Raw genomic sequence first — 19,964 nt, forward strand, 5'->3', positions numbered from 1 at the left:
AGAAGCTTCCTGTTGGCCGTTCCGGCATTCAGAGAATGCCCGGAATGGGGTCATCAGTTTCCGAGAAGGCTGTTTCCTTCTCAGCAAGGTATTCCGTCCAAGCCTGGGCATCCCAGATCTCGGCCCGGGATCCTGCACCGATCACGGCCAGCTCCCTGCCGAGGCCTGCGTACTCCCGGAGCGCCGGTGGAATGGTCACGCGCCCCTGCTTGTCAGGTACCTCATCAGAGGCTCCAGAGAGAAATACGCGGATGTAGTCACGTGCCTGCTTGGAGGATATTGGTGCCTCCCGCATTTGCTCATGGACCCGTGCAAATTCCTTCTCGCTGAAGACGTAGATGCAACGTTCCTGGCCCCTCGTGAGTACCAGCCCGCTGGCAAGCTCCTCGCGGAACTTCGCGGGGAGAATGATCCGTCCCTTTTCATCCAGACGTGGCGAGTGAGTGCCCAGGAACACTGGTCCACCGCCTGTCCGCCGTCAGGAACTGCACATCCCCTAATGTTGCAACCACCCTCTTATGTCCTCCACATTACTCCACTTTCCCCCACAGTCAACGCAAAAGGCTCCTTTCCAGCGGATGACTGTGGGTGGAAATGCCTGAAAAGCCGCGGAATTGCGCTTGTGGTGGGAAGTGGAGGAGTTTGCCATGATTGGGCTCCCCGAAATCCGAATATCGCTACGCAACCAAAATGCGGCATGTTCCCGGAAGGGGTATTGCGGCAGGGCGGGGAGGAAAGTGGAGATTAAATGCGAAAAGACCCGCCGCAGCGGGTCTTTTCGTCGCGCTCCCCCATCAGGGGTGCAAAGTGGAGGGGCGGTAATGCCGCCGGGCCGTTACGGCTCGCCCCGGCGCCTCTCGTCCCAGCGCTCCTCCAGGCTGCTCATGAATGAGCTTCGCTGCTTGCCGGGCTTGCCGTTGCCGCCCTTGGCGCCAGGTTTTGACGCCGCCGAACTGCGCATCGTTGCAAAGTAGACTCCGCCACCCATCACGATGAACCCGAGTACCCCAACGAAGATGTTTTGCAGCGTCACACCAACCAATAACAGGAAGACACCCGCCAAGGCGCAGAGGACACCGATCACCACATGCCGCGTGGACCATGAACGTCCGGGATCGGACCCCATGGAATTCGCGAACTTCGGGTCGTCCTCGTGAAGCTGCTTCTCCAGCTGCTCAAGCAGCTTCTGTTCGTGCTCCGACAGCGGCATCACGACCTCCTTTTATAGGCCAACGTCCGGGCTGATTCCCAGCCACAACTTCTGCACCGTTAACGACCGTTATGCCTAAGAGGTTCCCGCCTCGCCAGCATTGGCAAAAGCTGAAACCTGGCATGCAGTCGCCGGAGCGGGAGCATGTCCAAGAGGGTCCGGCAGTAAGTCCAGTCACTCGAAACTATGTACCTCTAAGGATAGTTTGTTCAGGGCCGTTCTGAAAGACGGCAATCACGTTCGAAGAAGCCTCCAGGCCTTATGTTTTAGGGCTTACCCGGCGCCGCTTCCGGGTTCCATGAGCCGTGCCGGCAGGACGGACTTATTACCGAATTTGCGCGTGACTTCATCAAGCGCCTGCTCTGCCGCACGCCAGTTGTCGTCGCGCCTGTCGATGCTTAATTGGAGTGAGGTCCGGGCAGCGTCCTCGAGTTGCTCTGCCCTGACCCCTACCAGGCGCACCGGCATGGCACGGGCGCCCACCGAATCCAGCAACTGGAGGACCACCGCATAGATGAGCTGGGCGCTGTCCACCGGAGTCTGGACAGTCCGGCTTCGCGTGATGGTGGAAAAATCGGCAAAGCGCAGCTTCAGGGCAATGGTCCGCGCCACCATTCCCGAACTGCGCAGCCGTGTGGCCGTCCGGTGCGAGAGACGAAGCAATTCCCGGTGCAACAGGGCGTCGTCCGCCGTATCCACGGCGAAGGTCTCTTCAGCCCCGATGCTCTTCTCCAGCCGCACGGGGGTCACCGGACGCGGGTCAATGCCCCAGGAGAGCTGGTGAACGTGCTCTCCGGTAGCGCCAAGCATTTTCCGGAGGGCTGAGACCGGTGTTGCCGCTACGTCCGCCACCGTCCTGATGCCCATCTTCGCCAGGGCCTCTGCCGTTTTCGCACCGACGCCCCAGAGCGCCCCCACCGGCAGGCTGTGAAGGTAAGGCACGGTCTGGTCGGGCCCGATCATGAGCAGGCCGTCGGGCTTGCAGCGGGTGGACGCGATCTTCGCCACGAACTTCGTCTCAGCGATGCCCACAGATGCCGTGATGCCCAGTTCCGAAGCAACCCGCCGGCGGATCAGTTCACCGATTCCCCTGGGCGGACCCAGCCTCCGGATGGCGCCGCTGACGTCCAGGAACGCTTCGTCCACGCTCAGCGGTTCGACGAGTTCGGTGATCGATTCGAAAATGGCCATCAGCTGGCCGGACACCTCGTAATACAGTGAATGGCGCGGTTCGATAATGACGGCCTGGGGGCACATCCGGGTGGCAACCGCCATGGGCATAGCGGATTTGACGCCAAAAGCCCTGGCTTCGTAGGACGCGGACAACACTACGGAACGCTCTGCCGGGAACCCGACAATCACCGGTTTGCCGTGGAGTTCAGGACGCGTCCGCAGCTCCACTGAAACGAAAAAGGCATCCATGTCCACATGCATGATGCACTTGCGCCGGCGGCCCGGAAGGCGCGCTGCGGCTGGCTGGTTCGTACCGTCGGGCCCCACGGCTGCAATCCTATCCGTTGGTACTGACTAAACTGGAGGCTGAATCCGGCATCAACACCAGGAGGAAAGTCCCTGTGACGGTCTTTGGAAACCTTAAGCCTGCAGGCTTGGCCACTCTCGCTGCCGGTGCAGCCCTGGCCCTGGCTGCCTGCAGCCCCACCCCGTCACAGGCGCCCCAATCCAGCTCTTCGGCTTCCACCCCGGCAACGTCGCAGGCCACCATAACCGCGTCGGCCAGCCCCTCCGCCTCACCCAATACGTCCGCCACTGTCGGTGCCGTGGTGGAAGGCTTCCCCCAGCAGCTGCTGCCCCTCATGCCGGGAGCCACCGTAGTTTCGAGCAGCTTCGACAAAGCATCGGCGCCGGCAACGGCCGCCCTGGTGGCCACCGTGACGGCGCCCACCGCAGCCGTTGTCGATTTCTACACCGCGTCGCTTGAAGCCCAGGGGTTCAAGGCGGTTCCCGGTGAGGCGGTGGGAGCAGTGGCGTCGAAGGACTTCGTGCGGGGCGACAACGAGACAGTCAACCTCTCCGTTGTGGAAGCCGCGGGCGTGGCCACGTTCACCATCGGAGCCAACGTGGCAGCTGAGTCTGCAAAGTGACCGCCGCCGAGCAACTGAGGCACGAACAGGCAGACTTTGTGGCGGCAGTGGCCGGCGAACTGACCGGCTTCCTGACCTCACGGCAGTCCGTGATGTCTGCCATCTCCCCCGACATCGACCCCATCATGGGCTCCATCTCAAACCTTGTAACCGGAGGCAAGCGCCTCCGGGCGCTCATGTGCTACTGGGGCTGGCGCGGGGCCGGCGGCGAGCCCACGGCCACGGAGGTGGTGACTGCCGGTGCCGCCCTCGAGCTGTTCCAGGCGGCAGCCCTGATCCATGACGACATCATTGACCGCTCCGACACCAGGCGCGGAGGACCGAGCGTCCATCGCCGTTTCAGCCAGCTGCACGGTGCACAGGGCTGGGCGCTGGACAGCGAGCGGTTCGGCCAGGCGGCAGCAATCCTCGCCGGCGACCTCTGCCTGTCCTTCAGCGAAGAGGCGTTCACGGACATTGGGGAACGTGCAGCATCCGGCAGCAGGGCGCGGCTGATCTTCAACCTCATGCGGGCCGAGGTCATGGCAGGTCAATACCTGGACATCCTTGAGGAAGTCGCGGGCCCGGTCCGTGACCGGGCGGGCGCCGTCAGCCGCGCCCAGTCGATCATCCGGTTCAAAAGCGCCAAGTACTCCACCGAGCACCCGCTGGCCTTGGGCGGAGCACTGGCGGGCGCTTCGAACGAGCTCCTGCGCGGCTACTCAGCGTTCGCGCTCCCGTTGGGCGAGGCTTTCCAGCTTCGCGACGACGTGCTGGGCGTTTTCGGCGACCCGCTCACCACGGGCAAGCCTGCAGGGGACGATTTACGCGAAGGCAAGAGGACGGTATTGGTCGCCCTTGCACTGGACCAGGCCTCAGCCCCTGAATCCGCATTTATTGATTCCCGGCTGGGAAGCCCGGACCTTTCGGACGAAGACATCCTTGAGATCCGGCGGATCATTGAGGAATCCGGCGCCCTGCAGGCCACGGAGGTCCTTATTAACGGGTTCGGTTCGGCGGCCTACGAAGCCCTCGAGGCCCTTCCGCTCGATGAATTGCCAAAAACCGCCCTCCGGAGGCTGGCTGAGGCCACCGTCAGCCGAGCCTCCTAGAAGCGGCTACCAGGCCAGGGTCTGCGCCCGGCGTCGGATCTCGGTTTTGCGGCCCTCGCGCAGCGCGTCGATGGGGCGGCCGCGTAAGGATTCGTCTGCCGTAAACAGCCAGACGATAAGGTCCTCATCCGAATACCCTGCGTCCGACAGCACCACGATGGTGCCCTTAAGGCTGTCCACTACCTGGCCATCCTGAATGAATTCCGCGGGAACGGACCTGATGTTCCGCTCCCCTACCCGCAATGCCGCCAGGGCCCGTTCATCCAAAAGGCTATGAACCTTGGTGATGGAAACATCCAGGAGGCGGGCGACGTCGGGCAGGGGCAACCACTCGCCCACGAGGTTTTCTACGTTATTACTCACGGATCAAGGTTGCCATGGGGTGCGCCCCGCCGCCTAGTCGATGCAATCCCTGTGCGCAGTTGACCTGCAAACACTCCGTAAATCTTTCTTTGCCGGGAATCCCGGAATTCTTGTGCTAATCCCGAATTCGTGAGAGATTCACATTGTTCACGCTCGTAACAGTAATAACTCGAGTAACAGTAGTATCAGGAATATCAGCGGCATCCCCGTCCGCGCCCGCAGTTGAGAAGAGGATTCTTTCCATGACGATGTCCCGCTCGCCCAAGCAGCCCCCCAGGCCGAGTCTGCCGGTGCTTGCCGCCACAACCGCCGCGCTGCCGGCGGTCGTGTTGTCATCCTTGGCCCTCGCCCAGCCTGCTGCCGCAGAACAGCCGGCCCGGTCCATTCCTGCAACCCTGGCTGCGGCCATGAAGGCACAGGCTGCACAAGCGGCTCCGGCTGTCATCCCTGCATCGTCGGTATCCACCACCATTCCTGCTGCCTTCAAGCCTGCCCAGCCTTCTGCTCCCGCGGAGTACACCATCGCCCGCGGCGACACCATCAGCGGCATTGCCGGGAAGTTTGGCCTGAAGACCTCTGAAGTCCTCAAGCTGAACAACCTCCAGCCGAACACCCTCATTTATCCCGGGCAGAAGATCAAACTTTCCGGTGCCCCTGCCGCGGCGCCCGCGGCCGCACCAGCACCGGCGGCAGCACCTGCGCCTGCCGAGGGTGCAACCTACACCGTGAAGGCCGGCGACACCCTTGGAGCCATCGCGGCGCGGCACAACGTGAGCCTTGCCGATGTGTTCAGCTGGAACAACCTTTCCATGCGCTCCATCATTTATCCCGGGCAGAAGATCAAGGTGGGCGGAGGACAGGCCGCCCCCGCACCGGCTGCGGCGCCGGCCCCCGCACCAGCCCCTGCACTGGCCAACACCTCTGCCACCCCCGCACCGGCTACCGGTTCCTACACTGTCAAAGCCGGCGACACACTCTCCGCCATTGCCTCGCGCCACGGGGTCAAGCTCTCCGAGCTGCTCTCCGCCAACCGGATGAGCATGACCACGGTCATCTTCCCGGGCAACAAGCTGGTTATTCCCGGTGGCTCGGGCCAGCCGGCAGCCCCGCAGCCCGCCGCGTCCGTCACTCCGCTTGTGCCGAGTTCATTCCTCGGGTTCAGCTACCCCGCGGCCGTAGTCAGTTCCGCGAACGAGAACAAGGCCCTCCTGAACGCTGCGCCGGTTCCCTCCCGTGCAGAAATGCGGAATATCGTGGCGGACACGGCACGCCGGATGGGAGTGGATCCATCGCTTGCCCTCGCCTTTGCCCACCAGGAGTCCGGTTTCGACCAGCGCGCCGTCTCGCCGGCGAACGCCATCGGCACCATGCAGGTCATCCCGAGCTCGGGACAGTGGGCCTCGGATCTTGTGGGCCGCAAGCTGAACCTGCTGGATCCGTACGACAATGCAACCGCGGGCGTCGCTATCATCCGCCAGCTCCTGGCCACCAGCAAGGACGAGGAAACTGCGATCGCCGGCTACTACCAGGGCCAATACTCGGTGAGCAAGTACGGCATGTACGACGACACCAAGGCCTACGTTGCGGCCATCAAGGCACACCAGAAGAACTTCGGCTAGTCCCTGCGCCCTGGCTGACCGGGGCGGTGGGAACAGTCCAGAACGGGTCCGAACCGGCTACAGGTTCGGACCCGTTTCGTTGCGGGACTAGGATCGAAGGGTGCAGGAACACGTGTCTGACCCTTTTGTAGGAACGCTGGTGGACAACCGGTACGCCGTCCGCTCCCGGCTGGCACGCGGTGGTATGTCCACTGTCTACCTGGCGGTGGACCAGCGGCTGGAACGGGACGTCGCGCTGAAAGTGCTTCACCCGCACCTCTCCGCCGATGAAAATTTTATCGCCAGGCTGGGGCGCGAAGCGAAAGCCGCTGCACGGCTGTCCCATCCGCACGTCGTGGGCGTCCTGGACCAGGGCAATGACGGCACCACGGCTTACCTGGTCATGGAATACATCAAGGGCCACACCCTCCGTGACGTCATCAACAGCAAAGGTGCCCTGCCGCCGCGTCTGGCACTTGCCCTCATTGACCCCGTTGTCGAGGGCCTTGCCGCGGCCCACGCCGCCGGCTTCATCCACCGGGACGTCAAGCCCGAAAATGTCCTGATTTCGGATGACGGCAGGATCAAGATCGGCGACTTTGGACTGGCGAGGGCGGTCACGACGTCCACGAGCTCCGGAACCCTCATGGGAACGGTCGCCTACGTTTCTCCTGAGCTGGTCCTGGGAAAACCGGCGGACGCCCGGAGCGACGTCTACTCCGTGGGCATCATGCTGTTCGAGATGCTCACCGGACAACAGCCGTTCGACGGTGAGGTCCCCATCCAGGTCGCCTACCAGCATGTGAACGGAACAGTGGGCCCGCCCTCGGCCCTGGTGCCGGGTTTGGCAGGCGAAGTGGACGAGCTGGTGCAATGGTGCACTGCCAACGATCCGGAGAACCGGCCGGTGGACGGAAATGCACTGCTGCACGAGCTGCGCCACATCCGGACCCACCTGACAGACGCCGAGCTGGATCTGCAGCCGCCGGCGGCCCCGGACCCTGCCGGCTCCCCTCACCGGACCGAGTTCATCGCGCGGACCAGCAATCCAACAACCATCATGCCCTCCGGCCGGCCGGCCGTGCCACCCTACGTTCCGCTCCAGAGGCAGCAGCACGCGGACCGGAACCCCGGCAACGCAGCCGCCCATGGGAGCCACATCCTCACGCCACCCGGCGAAGACGCCGAAGAGGCCTGGGCTCCCCCGACGCCGTTGCCCAGCAAGCGGGCACAGCGTAAAGCGGAGAAGGAAGAGGAGAAGGCCCGCGCCCGCGCTGCGGCCACCCCGGCCAGGACGCTGCGCGAAGGCAATCCCCGCCGGCGTGGGGTGCTCTGGGTGGTTGTCCTGGTCCTGGCCGCCTTGCTGGCCACGGGAGCAGGATGGTTCTTCGGCATGGGACCGGGGGCCGCTGCCACTATTCCCGAGGTGGCAAACAAGACCGTCGCCCAGGCCCAGCAGGTGCTCAGCGATGCCGGCTTCAGGTCCACCACCAGCGACGTTTTCGACGAGAACGTCCCCACCGGTCTGGTGGTGGGCAGCGAGCCGGGGGCAGGGACGGAGATCCGTAAATTCCAGCCGGTATCCCTGTTCGTCTCGAAGGGACCCCAGCTCTTCCCCCTGCCGCAACTGACCGGCGGGACGCTGGACGAAGCCAAGAACGCACTTAATGCGGCCGGCATGGCACTGGGCACGGTCACGGAAGAGTTCAACGAGGAGGCGCCGGCCGGCGTCGTCCTCTTCCAGGACCCGGCGTCCGGCACGCCCGCCCGGCGCGGGACTCCGGTGGGCATGGCGGTCTCCAAGGGACCTGAGCCCATTCCCGTCCCCTCGGTGGTGGGCCAGGACGAGAAGGATGCCGAAGACGCCATCGAGGCGGCCGGCCTGCGCGCCGAGGTGGCACGCGAAGAGGTGTTCGACAGGAACATTCCCGAGGGCGCGGTTGTCAGCCAGTCACCGGCCAGCGGCACGCTGACCCGTGGCGGCACGGTCACCCTGACCATCTCGAAGGGCCCGAGGATGGTGGAAGTGCCCAGCTACATCGGCCGGCAGGCCACCGAGGCCCGTCGGGCACTGGAGGCCCTGGGTTTCCAAGTGCGGGTCAACGAGGTGCTGGGCGGGTTCTTTGGAACCGTCCGCGACCAGGATCCGGTGGATACCGAGGTTCCCGAAGGTTCCGTGATCACCCTGACGGTGGTGTAGGCGGAAACCCGCCCACACCACGGTGCAGGATCAGTGCTTGGCGAGGGCGCCGGCCACCAGGAAAGCCATTTCCAGGGACTGCATGTGGTTCAGCCGCGGATCGCAGACTGATTCGTAGCGGTCAAGGAAGGCGTCCTGGTCGATTGGATCGGCGCCTCCAAGGCATTCGGCGACGTCGTCGCCGGTCATTTCGACGTGCAGGCCGCCGGGGACCGTTCCCAGGGCGTGGTGCACCTCGAAGAAGCCGCGCACCTCGTCGATGACGTCGTCGAAGTTCCGTGTCTTGTAGCCGTTGGGGGACGTGACGGTGTTGCCGTGCATGGGGTCCGTAACCCACAGCACCTGGGCGCCGGAAGCGGTGACCTTCTCGACGACGGCGGGCAGCTTCTCGCGGATGTTGCCGGCACCCATGCGGGTGATGAAGGTCAGGCGGCCGGGTTCGCGCTCCGGGTCCAGCCGGTCGATCAGGCGGAGGGCATCATCACCGGTGGTGGACGGGCCCAGCTTGACCCCGATGGGGTTCCTGACGCGGGACAGGAAGTCCACGTGGGCGTGGTCCAGTTCCCTGGTCCGCTCCCCGATCCACAGGAAGTGGGCGGAGGTGTCGTACGGGAAGCCGGTGCGGGAGTCGATCCGGGTCAGCGCCCGCTCGTAGTCCAGCAGCAGCGCTTCGTGGCTGGCGAAGAATTCAACGCGCTTGAGGGCCTCGAAGTCTGCGCCACAGGAAGCCATGAACTTGATGGCGCGGTCGATGTCCCGGGCCAGCGACTCGTAGCGGGCGTGGGCGGGGTTCTCGGTGAAGCCCTTGTTCCACTGGTGCACAGAGCGCAGGTCGGCGAACCCGCCCTGGGTGAAGGCCCGGATCAGGTTCAGGGTGGAAGCGGAGGTGTGGTACGCGCGGAGCATGCGCGCGGCGTCGTGGCCGCGGGACTCCGGCGTGAAGTCGTACCCGTTGACGATGTCGCCGCGGTAGGCGGGAAGGGTGACGCCGTCCCGGGTTTCGTCATTGGACGACCGCGGCTTGGCGAACTGCCCGGCCATCCGGCCCATCTTGATGACGGGCATGGCGGCACCGTACGTGAGCACCACCGCCATCTGGAGGATGGTCTTCACCCGGGCGCTGATCTTGTCCGCCGTGGCGGCCTCGAAGGTTTCGGCGCAGTCGCCGCCCTGCAGGAGGAACGCCTTGCCCTGGGCTGCCGCCGCGAGCCGCTCGCGCAGCACGTCCACCTCGCCGGCGAACACCAGCGGGGGAAGCGCGGAAAGTTCCTTCACCGAGGCGTCGAAGACTTCCCTGTCCTGCCAGCTGGGCTGCTGGGAGATGGGAAGGTCCCGCCAGTCGTCAAGTCCGGGATAGTTGGCCGCGCCGCTCTGGGCGGTGCTGGACAGCGAAAAGGCGGGTTTTGCAGATAGCTCAGTCACCCTCTAAGACTAACGGCAGCGCAGGTTTGCTGGACACCACACCGTCACGGTGACTGAAGCGGGCGTCACAACAGCCGCGCGGCGAAGGCTGCTCCGGTTATCCGGCAGCGGCAGCGCCGCCGTCGTCCTTCGTGGCGCGTTCACCGGTGGCGCCGGAATCCGCGGCCCCTTCCGCTGGCTCCGGCGAAGCCAGGGGTTCGGCGGCTGCCGCCGGTTCCACCGGTTTGCCGGCCAACCGAAGCTTCACGACGGCCGCGTACTCGTCCACGTATTCCTGCCCGGAGAGCCGCATGAGTTCGAACATGATCTGGTCCGTGACTTTCCGTTGGACGTCACGGTCCTCGGCCTGGTCCCGGTAGGTGCTGAAGTCCAGCGGTTCACCAAAGATCATGCCGATCCGGCGGATGTTGGGCAGCCGTTTCCCGATGGGCTGGACCTTGTCGGTGCCGATCATGGCGACCGGGATGACCGGGACTCCGGCCTGCAGCGCCAGCCGGGCCACGCCCACCTTGCCCCGGTACAGCCTGGAATCGGGGCTGCGCGTGCCTTCGGGATAGATGCCCAGCAGCCCGCCGTGGTTCAGGACGTCCATTCCGGCGCTGAGGGAGGCGGCGGACGCTGCACCACCGGAGCGGTCCATGGGCAGCTGGTTGGTCAGGCGGAAGAACATGGCCGTCAGCCTGCCCTTGATCCCGGTGCCCGTGAAGTACTCGGACTTGGCCAGGAAGACCACGGGACGGCGGACCATCAGCGGCATAAAGATCGAGTCGGAAAACGACAGGTGGTTGGAAGCGATGATCGCTGCCCCCTGCGCCGGGATGTTGTCCAGCCCCTTGACCCAGGGACGGAAAAGAAGCTTCAGAACCGGCCCCAGGAAGATCCTTTTCATGACCCAATAGAACACGTGGTGAACCTCTCCGGAAGGCGGCCCTCAGGCTCCGCGCCGGGCCTGGTCAGCAGTCCAATGCAACCCTACTCTAGTGAGATTTGTCCGGAACAGTGACACGATGGAGTCATGACTGAAAGCAGCATCCCGCCCCGTCCTGCCGCTTTCAGCTATCCGGGCCATGGGGCGAACGCACGTATTGGCGTCGCCATCTGCCACGGCTTCACGGGCAGTCCACTCAGCGTGATGCCCTGGGCGGAGCACCTTGCGGGGCAGGGTTACGCCGTGACCGTCCCGCTGTTGCCCGGGCACGGAACCGACTGGCGCCAGCTCGCCCGCACGCGCTGGACCGAGTGGTACCGCAGCTACGAAACAGCTTTCCTGGAACTCCAGTCGCAGACCGACACGTGTTTCGTGGCGGGGCTGTCCATGGGCGGGGCGGTGGCCCTGTTGACCGCGTCCCGGCACAGCGTGGCAGGGGTCTCAGTGGTCAACCCCGGCCTGAGTTTCTATGACCGCCGGGTCCGGGTCATCGGGGTCCTCAAATACTTTCAACGGACCACCATCCCCCTCCAGGAAGAACAGACGACGGCGCCGGCCACCGAGGATGGTGACTACACCCGCACTCCGCTCTCGGCAGTGCATGAGCTCAAGAAGCTCTTCGGGGCGGCCATCCGTGGCCTGCCGGGCGTCACGGCACCGGTGCAGGTGTTCAAATCGCTGACTGACGCCGTGGTTCCGCCAACCTCCCTTGAGATGCTTCGACAACGGCTTCCTGCGGGGCTTGAAGAAGTGGTTGGCCTTGATAGCAGCGGCCATGTGGCTACGCTGGACGTTGACGCGCCGGAGATCTTTGCCAGGTCCAGCGCATTCATCCGCGCCCATTCCCGCCAGACCAGCACTTCGGAGACGCCATGACCTCCAGCCCGGACCACAGTCCCTTCAGCAGCATGTCCAGCGGTGAAGGGCCGCGGACGGGCGTGGTCCTTTCGCACGGTTTCACCGGAAGCCCGCATGGACTCCGTGCATGGGCCCATGCCTTTGCCGCGGCCGGTTTCGCGGTCCGGATGCCGCTGCTGCCCGGCCACGGGACCAGCTGGCAGGACCTCTCCCGGACACGGTGGCAGCAGTGGCACGGCGCCCTGGACGACGCTTACCTCGAACTCGAGGCTGAATGCGACCACGTCTTCGCCGCCGGGTTGAGCATGGGCGGTGCGCTGGCGTTGCGGATTGCGGCCACCAGGCCGGTCAGCGGCGTGGTGCTGGTAAACCCCGGGCTGGTCATCGACGATCCCCGCGCCCCGCTGGCCGGGATCCTGAAGCTGGTCATGAAGACCACCCCTGCCATCGCAAACGACATCCTCAAAGCGGGAATGGACGAAGGCGCGTACCTGCGCACGCCGGTGGCCGCCGCCCACGAGTTGAATAAAATGTTCAAGGACACTGTGCGGCTTCTCCCCCGGGTTACCGCTCCCGTCCAGGTGTACCGGTCCACGGTGGACCACGTTGTCTCCGATACGAGCATCGCTGCGCTGCGGCGTGGGTTGACGCATGCGCCCCTGGAACTGGTGAGGCTCAACAACAGCTACCACGTGGCCACGATGGACAACGACGCCGACCAGATTTTCCAGGGCTCGGTGGACTTCATCCGCCGCGTGCTTCCTGCCGCCGAACCCTCCGGGACAACAACGCCGGCAGCGGCAGGCCAGGAGGCCCGGCATGACCAGGCATGACTCCGGATCCCCCGATTCCCAGGACCAGGGCGCGAACCAGGACGATGCCGTCTGGCTGGACCTGGTGGCGCGCCTGGAAGCAAACTCCCCGTCCCCTGGCCCGCGCCATTCAGCACCGGATTCCCGCCCCGGAACAACGGACGCCGGCGCGCCGGCCGGACCGGGCAGCCCCGCCGACCGGCCGGGAAGGGCTTCGTTCCGGGACTTCGATCCCCTGGGCTTGGCCGGGGCAGCGCCGGCCGAACTGTCCGCAGCGGAACGTGAGGCGTCCGGCGCCGGGACAGGCGAGGACGGCGCCGATGCAGCTGACGCTCCGGCGGGTCCGCGGGATTATGGGGTGGACGACGACGAGGGCGCCTTCGTGCCCGAGGAACCTCCCAGCCTGTCGGGCACGGATCCGCTGACCATGCTCGCCTGGCTGGCTGCCGTGGGCGGGCCGGTGGCACTGCTGCTCTCGGCTATGTTTTGGCGTTCCGCGCCGCTGCTGGCCGTCGTGGGAATCGTGGCTGCGTTTGTGCTGGGAACGGTGTACCTGATCATGAAGCTTCCCCAGGAAAAAGACGAGGACGACGACGGCGCCAGAGTTTAGCGTTCGCCCGGCACCTTCCGGGCGGCACGCTCCCTGCCGGACCCGTCCGGCAGGCGGACCGCTGCGTCAGCTGCGGACCCTGCTGCTGACCCGTGACAGGTCCGCCGCACCAATCAGTCCGGCGTTCGGTCCGAGGGCGGCAAGCTGGATTCCCGCGGCCGGGCGGAAGCCGCGTCCGGTCAGGTTCCGGGCGAACGCCTTTTGCGCCGGTTCCACCAGCAGGTCTCCGGCCGAGCACAATCCGCCGCCAATAACGAACAACCCCGGGTCGAGCGCTGCGGCCAGGTTGGCGAGTCCGAGGCCAAGCCATTCCCCCACTTCCTCAATAAGCTCCCGCGAGGCGGCGTCACCAGCCAACGCCAGTTCGGTCACGATGGCACCGGTGATGGTCTCGGCGCGCCCGCCCACTGCTCCCAGCAGGTCCTGGGCCATTGGGGAGTTGCTGCGGGCCAGGATCCTCGCTTCGCGGCCCAGTGCGTTGCCCGATGCGTACTGCTCCCAGCACCCGCGGTTGCCGCACTCGCAGCGGTGCCCGCCGGGCATGATGACCTGGTGTCCGAACTCGCCGGCTACCCCAAACCGCCCGCGCTCCACCCTGCCGTCCATGACCATCGCGCCGCCGATTCCCGTTCCCAGCGTGATGCAAACCAGCCGGTCTTCGCCCTGCCCTGCCCCGAAACGCCATTCGGCCCAGGCGGCTGCGTCGGCGTCGTTGGCCAGCAGCACGGGGCGCCGCAGGAGGTGTTGCAGGTTTGCCCTCAGGGGCTCATTGCGCCAGGCCAGGTGCGGGCTGAAAAGCACCGTGCCGCCGTCGAGGTCCATCCAGCCGGCGGCGCCAATGCCCACCGAGCGGATCCGGTGCCCGCTGCCCAGCTCCTCAACCAGGTCCACGATGACCCGCTCCACTGCCCGCGGGTCGGTGCCCGGCGTGGAGCGGCGTGCCTCGCTCAGGATCGTGCCGTCGGCGTCCACCACTCCGGCCGCCACTTTGGTGCCGCCGATATCGATTCCGATCGCAAGGCCCTTCCGGCCAAGGCGCATCTGTTCACGAAAGCCGTCACCCTGCCTCCTTCCGGCCCGGTAGGAGGCAGACCGCCGCCTCCACGCTGCGGGCCTGCTGAGGGGGCCGGCCTGCTCGCCGGAGGATTGTGCGTACATAGTTCCCAATTCTAGGTTTTCCGCCGCCCCGGCGCCCGGACCCCCGTGGCGGTTGCGGCCGGAGAGCGATTGACGGCAAAGTTACCCGCCAGTAACTTTAGATACTGCACGGTCCCGCGGCGGCGTACTAGTCTTTAGGCATACCCCCTGAGCGGGACTTCGGATATCAAAGGAGCTATAGTGCGCGAATTCAGTGTTCCGCCTCTTGTTGTCGTTCCACCGGAAACCAATATCACCGACCTGGTGCTGCGGCAGGCGGACAAGGCCAGCAACCCGGCTCTGTTCTCGCGGCTGGACGCAAACGGCGCCTGGCAGGACGTTTCTGCCACCGAATTCCTTGCTGATGTCAAAGCCCTGGCAAAAGGCCTCATCGCCAGCGGCGTCGGTGCCGGCGACCGCGTGGGCATCATGTCCCGTACGCGCTACGAATGGGCGTTGGTGGACTTCGCCATCTGGTTCGCCGGCGGCGTCTCGGTTCCCATCTACGAAACCTCTTCGCCCTCGCAGGTGGCCTGGAATCTTGGCGATTCAGGCGCCGTTGCCGCCTTCGGCGAGGCAGCCCACCACGAAAATGTCATCCGGCAGGCCGTGACGGCCGAAGGACTCACGGCACTCCAGCATGTCTGGCAGTTGGAGGGCGGCGGACTTGACGCCCTCCGGGAAGCCGGGAGCGGCGTCAGTGATGACGATCTGGAAACCCGCCGCACCTCGGCGAAGCTGGCAGATATCGCCACCATCATCTACACGTCCGGAACCACGGGCCGGCCCAAGGGCTGCGAACTGACCCACGGCAACTTCGTGGAGCTTTCGGACAATGCACTCGCGATCATCGGCGAAATCGTCCATGAGAACGCCAAGACCATCATGTTCCTGCCCCTGGCACATGTCTTCGCCCGGTTCATCTCCGTCCTGGCCATGGCAGCCGGAACCACCGTGGCGCACACGCCTGATATCAAGAACCTGCTCTCCGACCTGCAGAGCTACGAGCCCACCTTCATCCTTGCCGTGCCGCGGGTGTTCGAGAAGGTGTACAACTCGGCCCTGACCAAAGCCGAGGACGGCGGCAAGGGCGCCATCTTCCACAAGGCGGCCGATACCGCCATCGCCTTCTCCAAGGCGCGGCAGGCCGGCCACGTGGGGCTGGGACTGAAGCTGCGCCATGCCCTGTTCGACAAGCTGGTCTACGGCAAGCTGCGGGCCGCGATGGGCGGCCACGTTGCCCATGCGGTCTCCGGCGGCGGTCCTCTTGGTGAACGGCTGGGCCACTTTTTCCAGGGCATCGGGCTCCAGGTGCTGGAAGGCTACGGCCTGACCGAAACCACCGCTCCCATCTCGGTCAACACCCCGTCCCGGATCAAGATTGGTTCGGTTGGCAAGCCCCTGCCCGGCAATGCCGTCAGAATTGCCGAGGACGGCGAGATCCTGGCCAAGGGCGCGTGCGTCATGCGCGGCTACTACAAGCGTGAGGACCTGACGGCGGAGACATTCTCCGACGGCTGGTTCCGCACCGGGGATATTGGCCGGCTGGATGACGACGGCTTCCTGTGGATCACCGGCCGCAAGAAGGAGATCATCGTCACCGCCGGCGGCAAGAACGTGATCCCGGCGCTGCTGGAGGACCAGATCCGTGCCGATGCGCTCGTATCGCAGGTCCTGGTGGTTGGCGACAACCGGCCGTTCATCGGCGCCCTGGTCACGCTGGACCAGGAGGCCCTGCCGGGCTGGCTCCAGCGGCACAACCTTCCGGCCGACACCTCCCTGGCCGACGCTGCAGCAAACCCGGTGGTCAAGGCAGCAGTGCAGGACCTGATCACCGCCGCCAACAACTCCGTCTCCCAGGCCGAGGCCATCAAGTCGTTCCGGATCGTGGCGGCCGACTTCACCGAAGCATCCGGGCACCTGACCCCCTCCATGAAGGTGAAGCGCGCACAGGTGATGAAGGACTTCGAGACCGTCATCGAGGAGATGTACGGGGCACCCCGCTCCTGATCCGCAAACGATGAAAGGGTCCTCCTGGCGGAGGACCCTTTCATTGTTTTGACTGGCTTTTGGCTATTGCTCCACGACCAGCAGCAGGTCTCCGCCCTGCACCTGCTCCACCGCGGAGATGGCGAGGCGGGAAACCTTGCCGCCCACCGGCGTCGTGATGGATGCCTCCATCTTCATGGCCTCGATGGTGGCCACCGTGTCGCCGGCGTTGACGGTGTCACCGGTCTTGACGGTGACGGTGACGGCGCCGGCGAACGGTGCAGCCACGTGGCCCGGCTGCGCCGGATCTGCCTTCTCTGCGGCCTTGACGTTGCTCACCACGGAACGGTCGCGCACCACCACGGGCCGGGACTGGCCGTTGAGGGTACACATCACGGTCCGCATGCCCTTTTCGTCCGGCTCGGAGACCGCCTCCAGGGAAGCGATCAGCCGCACGCCACGTTCCAGCGTGATCTCGTGCTCCTGGCCCCGCTGGAGCCCGTACAGGTAGTCACGGGTATCCAGGACCGAGATGTTGCCGTAGGTTTCGACACTCTTGAGGTAGTCCTTGGTGGGGCCCTCGAACAGCAGCCGGTTCAGCGTGTGCTGGCGGGTCTTGGAGTCGGACTTCAGCGCAGCGCTGTCTTCGGCGCTGAGCTCGACGTCGCGGACCTTCACGCTCCTGCCCTGCAGGGCCTTGGTGCGGAAGGGTTCCGGCCAGCCTCCGGGAGGGTCGCCCAGCTCGCCGGACAGGAACCCGATCACGGAATCGGGGATGTCGTAGTTCTGAGGGTTCTCGTTGAAGTCCGCCGGGTCTGCATTCAGGCCCACCAGGTGCAGGGCAAGGTCGCCCACCACCTTGGAGGACGGTGTCACCTTCACCAGGCGCCCAAGGATCCGGTCAGCTGCCGTATACATGTCCTCGATGGCCTCGAAGCGCTCCCCCAGCCCCAGCGCCATGGCCTGCTGGCGCAGGTTGGACAGCTGGCCGCCCGGGATCTCGTGCTGGTAGACCCGGCCGGTGGGGCCCGGAAGGCCCGACTCGAACGGCGCGTAGACGCGGCGGACAGCCTCCCAGTACGGTTCCAGCGAACTGACCGCAGCCAGGCTGAGGCCGGTGTCCCGTGGCGTGTGTTCCAGCGCTGCGACCAACGCCGACGCCGAGACCTGGCTGGTGGTTCCGGCCAGGGAAGCGGAGGCAACATCCACGGCGTCCACACCGGCGTCCACGGCAGCCAGCAAGGTGGCCAGCTGGCCGCCCGCGGTGTCGTGGGTGTGCAGGTGGACCGGCAGGTCGAAGCGGTCCCGAAGGGCGGCAACGAGCTTGGCTGCGGCAGCGGGCCGCAGCAGGCCTGCCATGTCCTTGATGGCAAGGATGTGCGCGCCGGCGTCGACGATCTTCTGCGCGAGCTCGAGGTAGTAGTCCAGCGTGTAGAGCGTCTCGTTGGGGTCCAGCATGTCGCCTGTGTAGCAGAGCGCCACTTCGGCGACGGCGGTGCCCGTTGCCCGGACGGCGCGGATGGCCGGCGCCATCTGGCTGACATCGTTGAGCGCGTCGAAAATGCGGAAGATATCGATGCCGGTTGCGGCGGCCTCATTGACGAAGGCCTCGGTGACCTCTTCCGGGTACGGCGTGTAGCCCACGGTGTTGCGGCCGCGGAGCAGCATCTGCAGGCACACGTTCGGAAGTGCGGTGCGCAGCGCCGCCAAGCGGTCCCACGGGTCTTCGCCCAGGAAGCGCAGCGCGACGTCGTAGGTGGCGCCGCCCCATGCCTCGACGGACAAGAGTTCCGGCAGGAGAGCGGTGACGGCAGGGCCTGCGGCCACAAGGTCGCGGGTACGGACACGGGTGGCCAGGAGCGACTGGTGCGCGTCCCGGAAAGTGGTGTCGGTAACCGCGACGGCGTTCTGCTCACGAAGAGCCTTGGCGAAGCCTTCGGGCCCCAGCTCCAGGAGCCGCTGCCGGGAGCCGGGCGCGGCCTGCTTGCCCTTGACGGACGGAAGCTTGTCGGCCGGGTTGGAGTGAACCGTCAGTTCGCCGTTGGGCTTGTTGACGGTGACCTCGGCCAGCCAGGTGAGGAGCTTGGTACCGCGGTCCGCGGAAACCCTCGCCTTCAGCAGCTGCGGGCGTTCATCGATGAAGTTGGTGGCGACGTCTCCTGCGATGAAATCGGCATCGTCCAGCACCGCCTGCAGGAAAGAGATGTTGGTGGAGACACCGCGGATACGGAACTCTGCAAGGGCGCGGCGGGCCCGTGCCACGGCTGCCGGGTAGTCCCGGCCGCGGCAGGTCAGCTTGACCAGCATCGAGTCGAAGTGGGGGCTGATCTCGGCACCCGAGTAAACCGTGCCGCCGTCGAGCCGTACGCCCGCACCGCCGGCGGACCGGTAGCCGGTGATCTTTCCAACGTCGGGGCGGAAGCCGTTCGCGGGGTCCTCGGTGGTGATGCGGCTCTGCAGCGCGGCGCCGCGCAGCTTGACGGTGTCCTGGGAGAGCCCAAGGTCAGCCAGCGTTTCACCGGCGGCAATCCTCATCTGTGCCTGCACCAGGTCAACGTCCGTAACTTCTTCGGTGACGGTATGCTCCACCTGGATGCGCGGGTTCATTTCAATGAACACGTGCTGGCCTGCCCGCTCACCCACGGTATCCACGAGGAACTCGACGGTGCCCGCGTTAACGTAGTTCAGCGCCTGGGCAAACTTAACGGCGTCCCGGTAGAGGGCCTGCCGGATGTTCTCGTCCAGGTTCGGGGCGGGGGCGATCTCGATGACCTTCTGGTGCCGCCGCTGGATGGAGCAGTCCCGCTCGAACAGGTGCATGACGTTGCCCTCGGCGTCGGCCAGGATCTGCACCTCGATGTGGCGGGGGCGCAGGACAGCCTGCTCCAGGAACATGGTGGGATCGCCAAACGCAGCATCCGCTTCACGCATGGCGGACTTCAGTGCCTCGGGGAGCGCTTCGCGGGTATCAACCCGGCGCATGCCGCGGCCACCGCCGCCGGCCACTGCCTTGGCGAAAATGGGGAAACCGATCTCGTCCGCCGCTGCCAGCAGCTCGTCGAGGTCCTTCGACGGCGCACTGGACTTCAGGACGGGAACACCCGCATCACGGGCAGCCTTAAGGGCCGCCACCTTGTTGCCGGCGAGCTCCAGCACCTCAGCAGGAGGGCCGACAAAGGTGATGCCGGCTTCCTTGGCCGCACGTGCCAGATCGGGGTTTTCCGAAAGGAAACCGTAGCCGGGGTAGATGGCGTCCGCGCCGGACTCCTTGGCCACGCGGATCACCTCGGCAACGTCCAGGTATGCCCGGACGGGATGCCCTTCCTCGCCAATCAGGTAGGCCTCGTCCGCCTTCTGGCGGTGGATCGAGTTCCTGTCCTCATTTGGAAAAACGGCAACGGTCTTGGCGCCCAGCTCGTAGCCGGCGCGGAAGGCCCTGATCGCGATTTCGCCGCGGTTGGCCACCAGAACTTTGGAAAACATACTTCTCCTGCATCATTGCGGGTGGATCGGTGAGTGGTCACAGTGTCTAGGACCTCCAAGGACAAACACAAATCTTTGTGGCCACCATCACAGATTTCCCCGTCATGTCCCGATCGCTTTCCCCAGGCCCGGCGGAAAGCGCCCCCGGCAGCACAGCCGAT

General features: G+C 65.5%; 16 protein-coding genes. 8 read left to right on the forward strand and 8 right to left on the reverse strand.

What is annotated here, in order from left to right:
• Positions 1-28 precede the first annotated feature (28 nt).
• The 3 genes from mraZ to dinB all read right to left on the reverse strand — a co-directional run bounded on the left by mraZ (position 29) and on the right by dinB (position 2,710).
• Positions 29-457 carry a division/cell wall cluster transcriptional repressor MraZ gene (gene mraZ, locus AC5RWA_RS15830; RefSeq protein ID WP_102977276.1) on the reverse strand — a complete coding sequence of 143 codons (429 nt, stop codon included), beginning with the start codon at positions 455-457 and terminating at the stop codon, positions 29-31.
• A gap of 378 nt (positions 458-835) precedes the next feature.
• Positions 836-1,210 carry an SCO2097 family morphological protein gene (locus AC5RWA_RS15835; RefSeq protein WP_079597177.1) on the reverse strand — a complete coding sequence of 125 codons (375 nt, stop codon included), beginning with the start codon at positions 1,208-1,210 and terminating at the stop codon, positions 836-838.
• A 273-nt stretch (positions 1,211-1,483) separates the two neighbouring features.
• Complete coding sequence (gene dinB / locus AC5RWA_RS15840) at positions 1,484-2,710, reverse strand: DNA polymerase IV (RefSeq protein WP_079597178.1); 1,227 nt, start codon at positions 2,708-2,710, stop codon at positions 1,484-1,486.
• Between the two features lie 74 nt (positions 2,711-2,784).
• Here dinB and AC5RWA_RS15845 point away from each other — a divergent pair, with 74 nt between their 5' ends.
• Both AC5RWA_RS15845 and AC5RWA_RS15850 read left to right on the forward strand, forming a co-directional pair.
• Complete coding sequence (locus AC5RWA_RS15845) at positions 2,785-3,312, forward strand: hypothetical protein (RefSeq protein WP_115524661.1); 528 nt, start codon at positions 2,785-2,787, stop codon at positions 3,310-3,312.
• Positions 3,309-4,403, forward strand: coding sequence for a polyprenyl synthetase family protein (locus AC5RWA_RS15850; protein ID WP_115524662.1), 1,095 nt, complete (start codon positions 3,309-3,311; stop codon positions 4,401-4,403). Before AC5RWA_RS15845 ends, AC5RWA_RS15850 begins: the two co-directional genes overlap by 4 nt.
• A gap of 6 nt (positions 4,404-4,409) precedes the next feature.
• Here the strand turns inward: AC5RWA_RS15850 and AC5RWA_RS15855 are convergent, their stop codons facing one another.
• Positions 4,410-4,742 carry an Rv2175c family DNA-binding protein gene (locus AC5RWA_RS15855; RefSeq protein WP_079597181.1) on the reverse strand — a complete coding sequence of 111 codons (333 nt, stop codon included), beginning with the start codon at positions 4,740-4,742 and terminating at the stop codon, positions 4,410-4,412.
• A gap of 266 nt (positions 4,743-5,008) precedes the next feature.
• Between AC5RWA_RS15855 and AC5RWA_RS15860 the strand changes: the two genes are divergently transcribed.
• Together AC5RWA_RS15860 and pknB are read left to right on the forward strand one after the other, a co-directional pair.
• Entirely contained in the window at positions 5,009-6,385 is a 1,377-nt protein-coding gene (locus tag AC5RWA_RS15860; RefSeq protein WP_494058261.1) for a LysM peptidoglycan-binding domain-containing protein, read from the forward strand.
• A 100-nt stretch (positions 6,386-6,485) separates the two neighbouring features.
• Positions 6,486-8,564 (forward strand): Stk1 family PASTA domain-containing Ser/Thr kinase, encoded by a 2,079-nt coding sequence (gene pknB / locus AC5RWA_RS15865; RefSeq protein ID WP_494058262.1) that lies wholly within the window; start codon positions 6,486-6,488, stop codon positions 8,562-8,564.
• Between the two features lie 30 nt (positions 8,565-8,594).
• Here pknB and AC5RWA_RS15870 read toward each other — a convergent pair whose 3' ends face one another.
• Positions 8,595-9,986 (reverse strand): class II 3-deoxy-7-phosphoheptulonate synthase, encoded by a 1,392-nt coding sequence (locus AC5RWA_RS15870; protein WP_115524665.1) that lies wholly within the window; start codon positions 9,984-9,986, stop codon positions 8,595-8,597.
• A gap of 97 nt (positions 9,987-10,083) precedes the next feature.
• Entirely contained in the window at positions 10,084-10,890 is an 807-nt protein-coding gene (locus tag AC5RWA_RS15875; protein WP_494058263.1) for a lysophospholipid acyltransferase family protein, read from the reverse strand.
• Between the two features lie 111 nt (positions 10,891-11,001).
• Between AC5RWA_RS15875 and AC5RWA_RS15880 the strand changes: the two genes are divergently transcribed.
• The 3 genes from AC5RWA_RS15880 to AC5RWA_RS15890 are packed head-to-tail and all read left to right on the forward strand — an operon-like array spanning position 11,002 to position 13,194.
• Positions 11,002-11,790, forward strand: a complete 789-nt coding sequence (locus AC5RWA_RS15880) for an alpha/beta hydrolase (protein WP_079597186.1) — start codon at positions 11,002-11,004, stop codon at positions 11,788-11,790.
• Positions 11,787-12,605, forward strand: coding sequence for an alpha/beta hydrolase (locus AC5RWA_RS15885; RefSeq protein ID WP_115524667.1), 819 nt, complete (start codon positions 11,787-11,789; stop codon positions 12,603-12,605). The genes AC5RWA_RS15880 and AC5RWA_RS15885 overlap by 4 nt, the downstream gene beginning before the upstream one ends.
• Complete coding sequence (locus AC5RWA_RS15890) at positions 12,592-13,194, forward strand: hypothetical protein (RefSeq protein WP_494058264.1); 603 nt, start codon at positions 12,592-12,594, stop codon at positions 13,192-13,194. Before AC5RWA_RS15885 ends, AC5RWA_RS15890 begins: the two co-directional genes overlap by 14 nt.
• 66 nt (positions 13,195-13,260) lie before the next feature.
• Here the strand turns inward: AC5RWA_RS15890 and AC5RWA_RS15895 are convergent, their stop codons facing one another.
• Positions 13,261-14,235, reverse strand: a complete 975-nt coding sequence (locus AC5RWA_RS15895) for an ROK family glucokinase (RefSeq protein WP_254865551.1) — start codon at positions 14,233-14,235, stop codon at positions 13,261-13,263.
• 297 nt (positions 14,236-14,532) lie between these two features.
• On the opposite strand from AC5RWA_RS15895, the gene AC5RWA_RS15900 reads away from it, so the two are divergent.
• Positions 14,533-16,341, forward strand: coding sequence for an AMP-dependent synthetase/ligase (locus AC5RWA_RS15900; protein ID WP_079597190.1), 1,809 nt, complete (start codon positions 14,533-14,535; stop codon positions 16,339-16,341).
• A 63-nt stretch (positions 16,342-16,404) separates the two neighbouring features.
• Here the strand turns inward: AC5RWA_RS15900 and AC5RWA_RS15905 are convergent, their stop codons facing one another.
• The gene (locus AC5RWA_RS15905; RefSeq protein ID WP_275727258.1) at positions 16,405-19,803 is read right to left on the reverse strand and encodes a pyruvate carboxylase; all 3,399 of its coding nucleotides are present in this window, start codon (positions 19,801-19,803) and stop codon (positions 16,405-16,407) included.
• Between the last annotated feature and the right edge of the window lie 161 nt (positions 19,804-19,964).

The organism is Arthrobacter sp. 210 2, assembly GCF_059093025.1.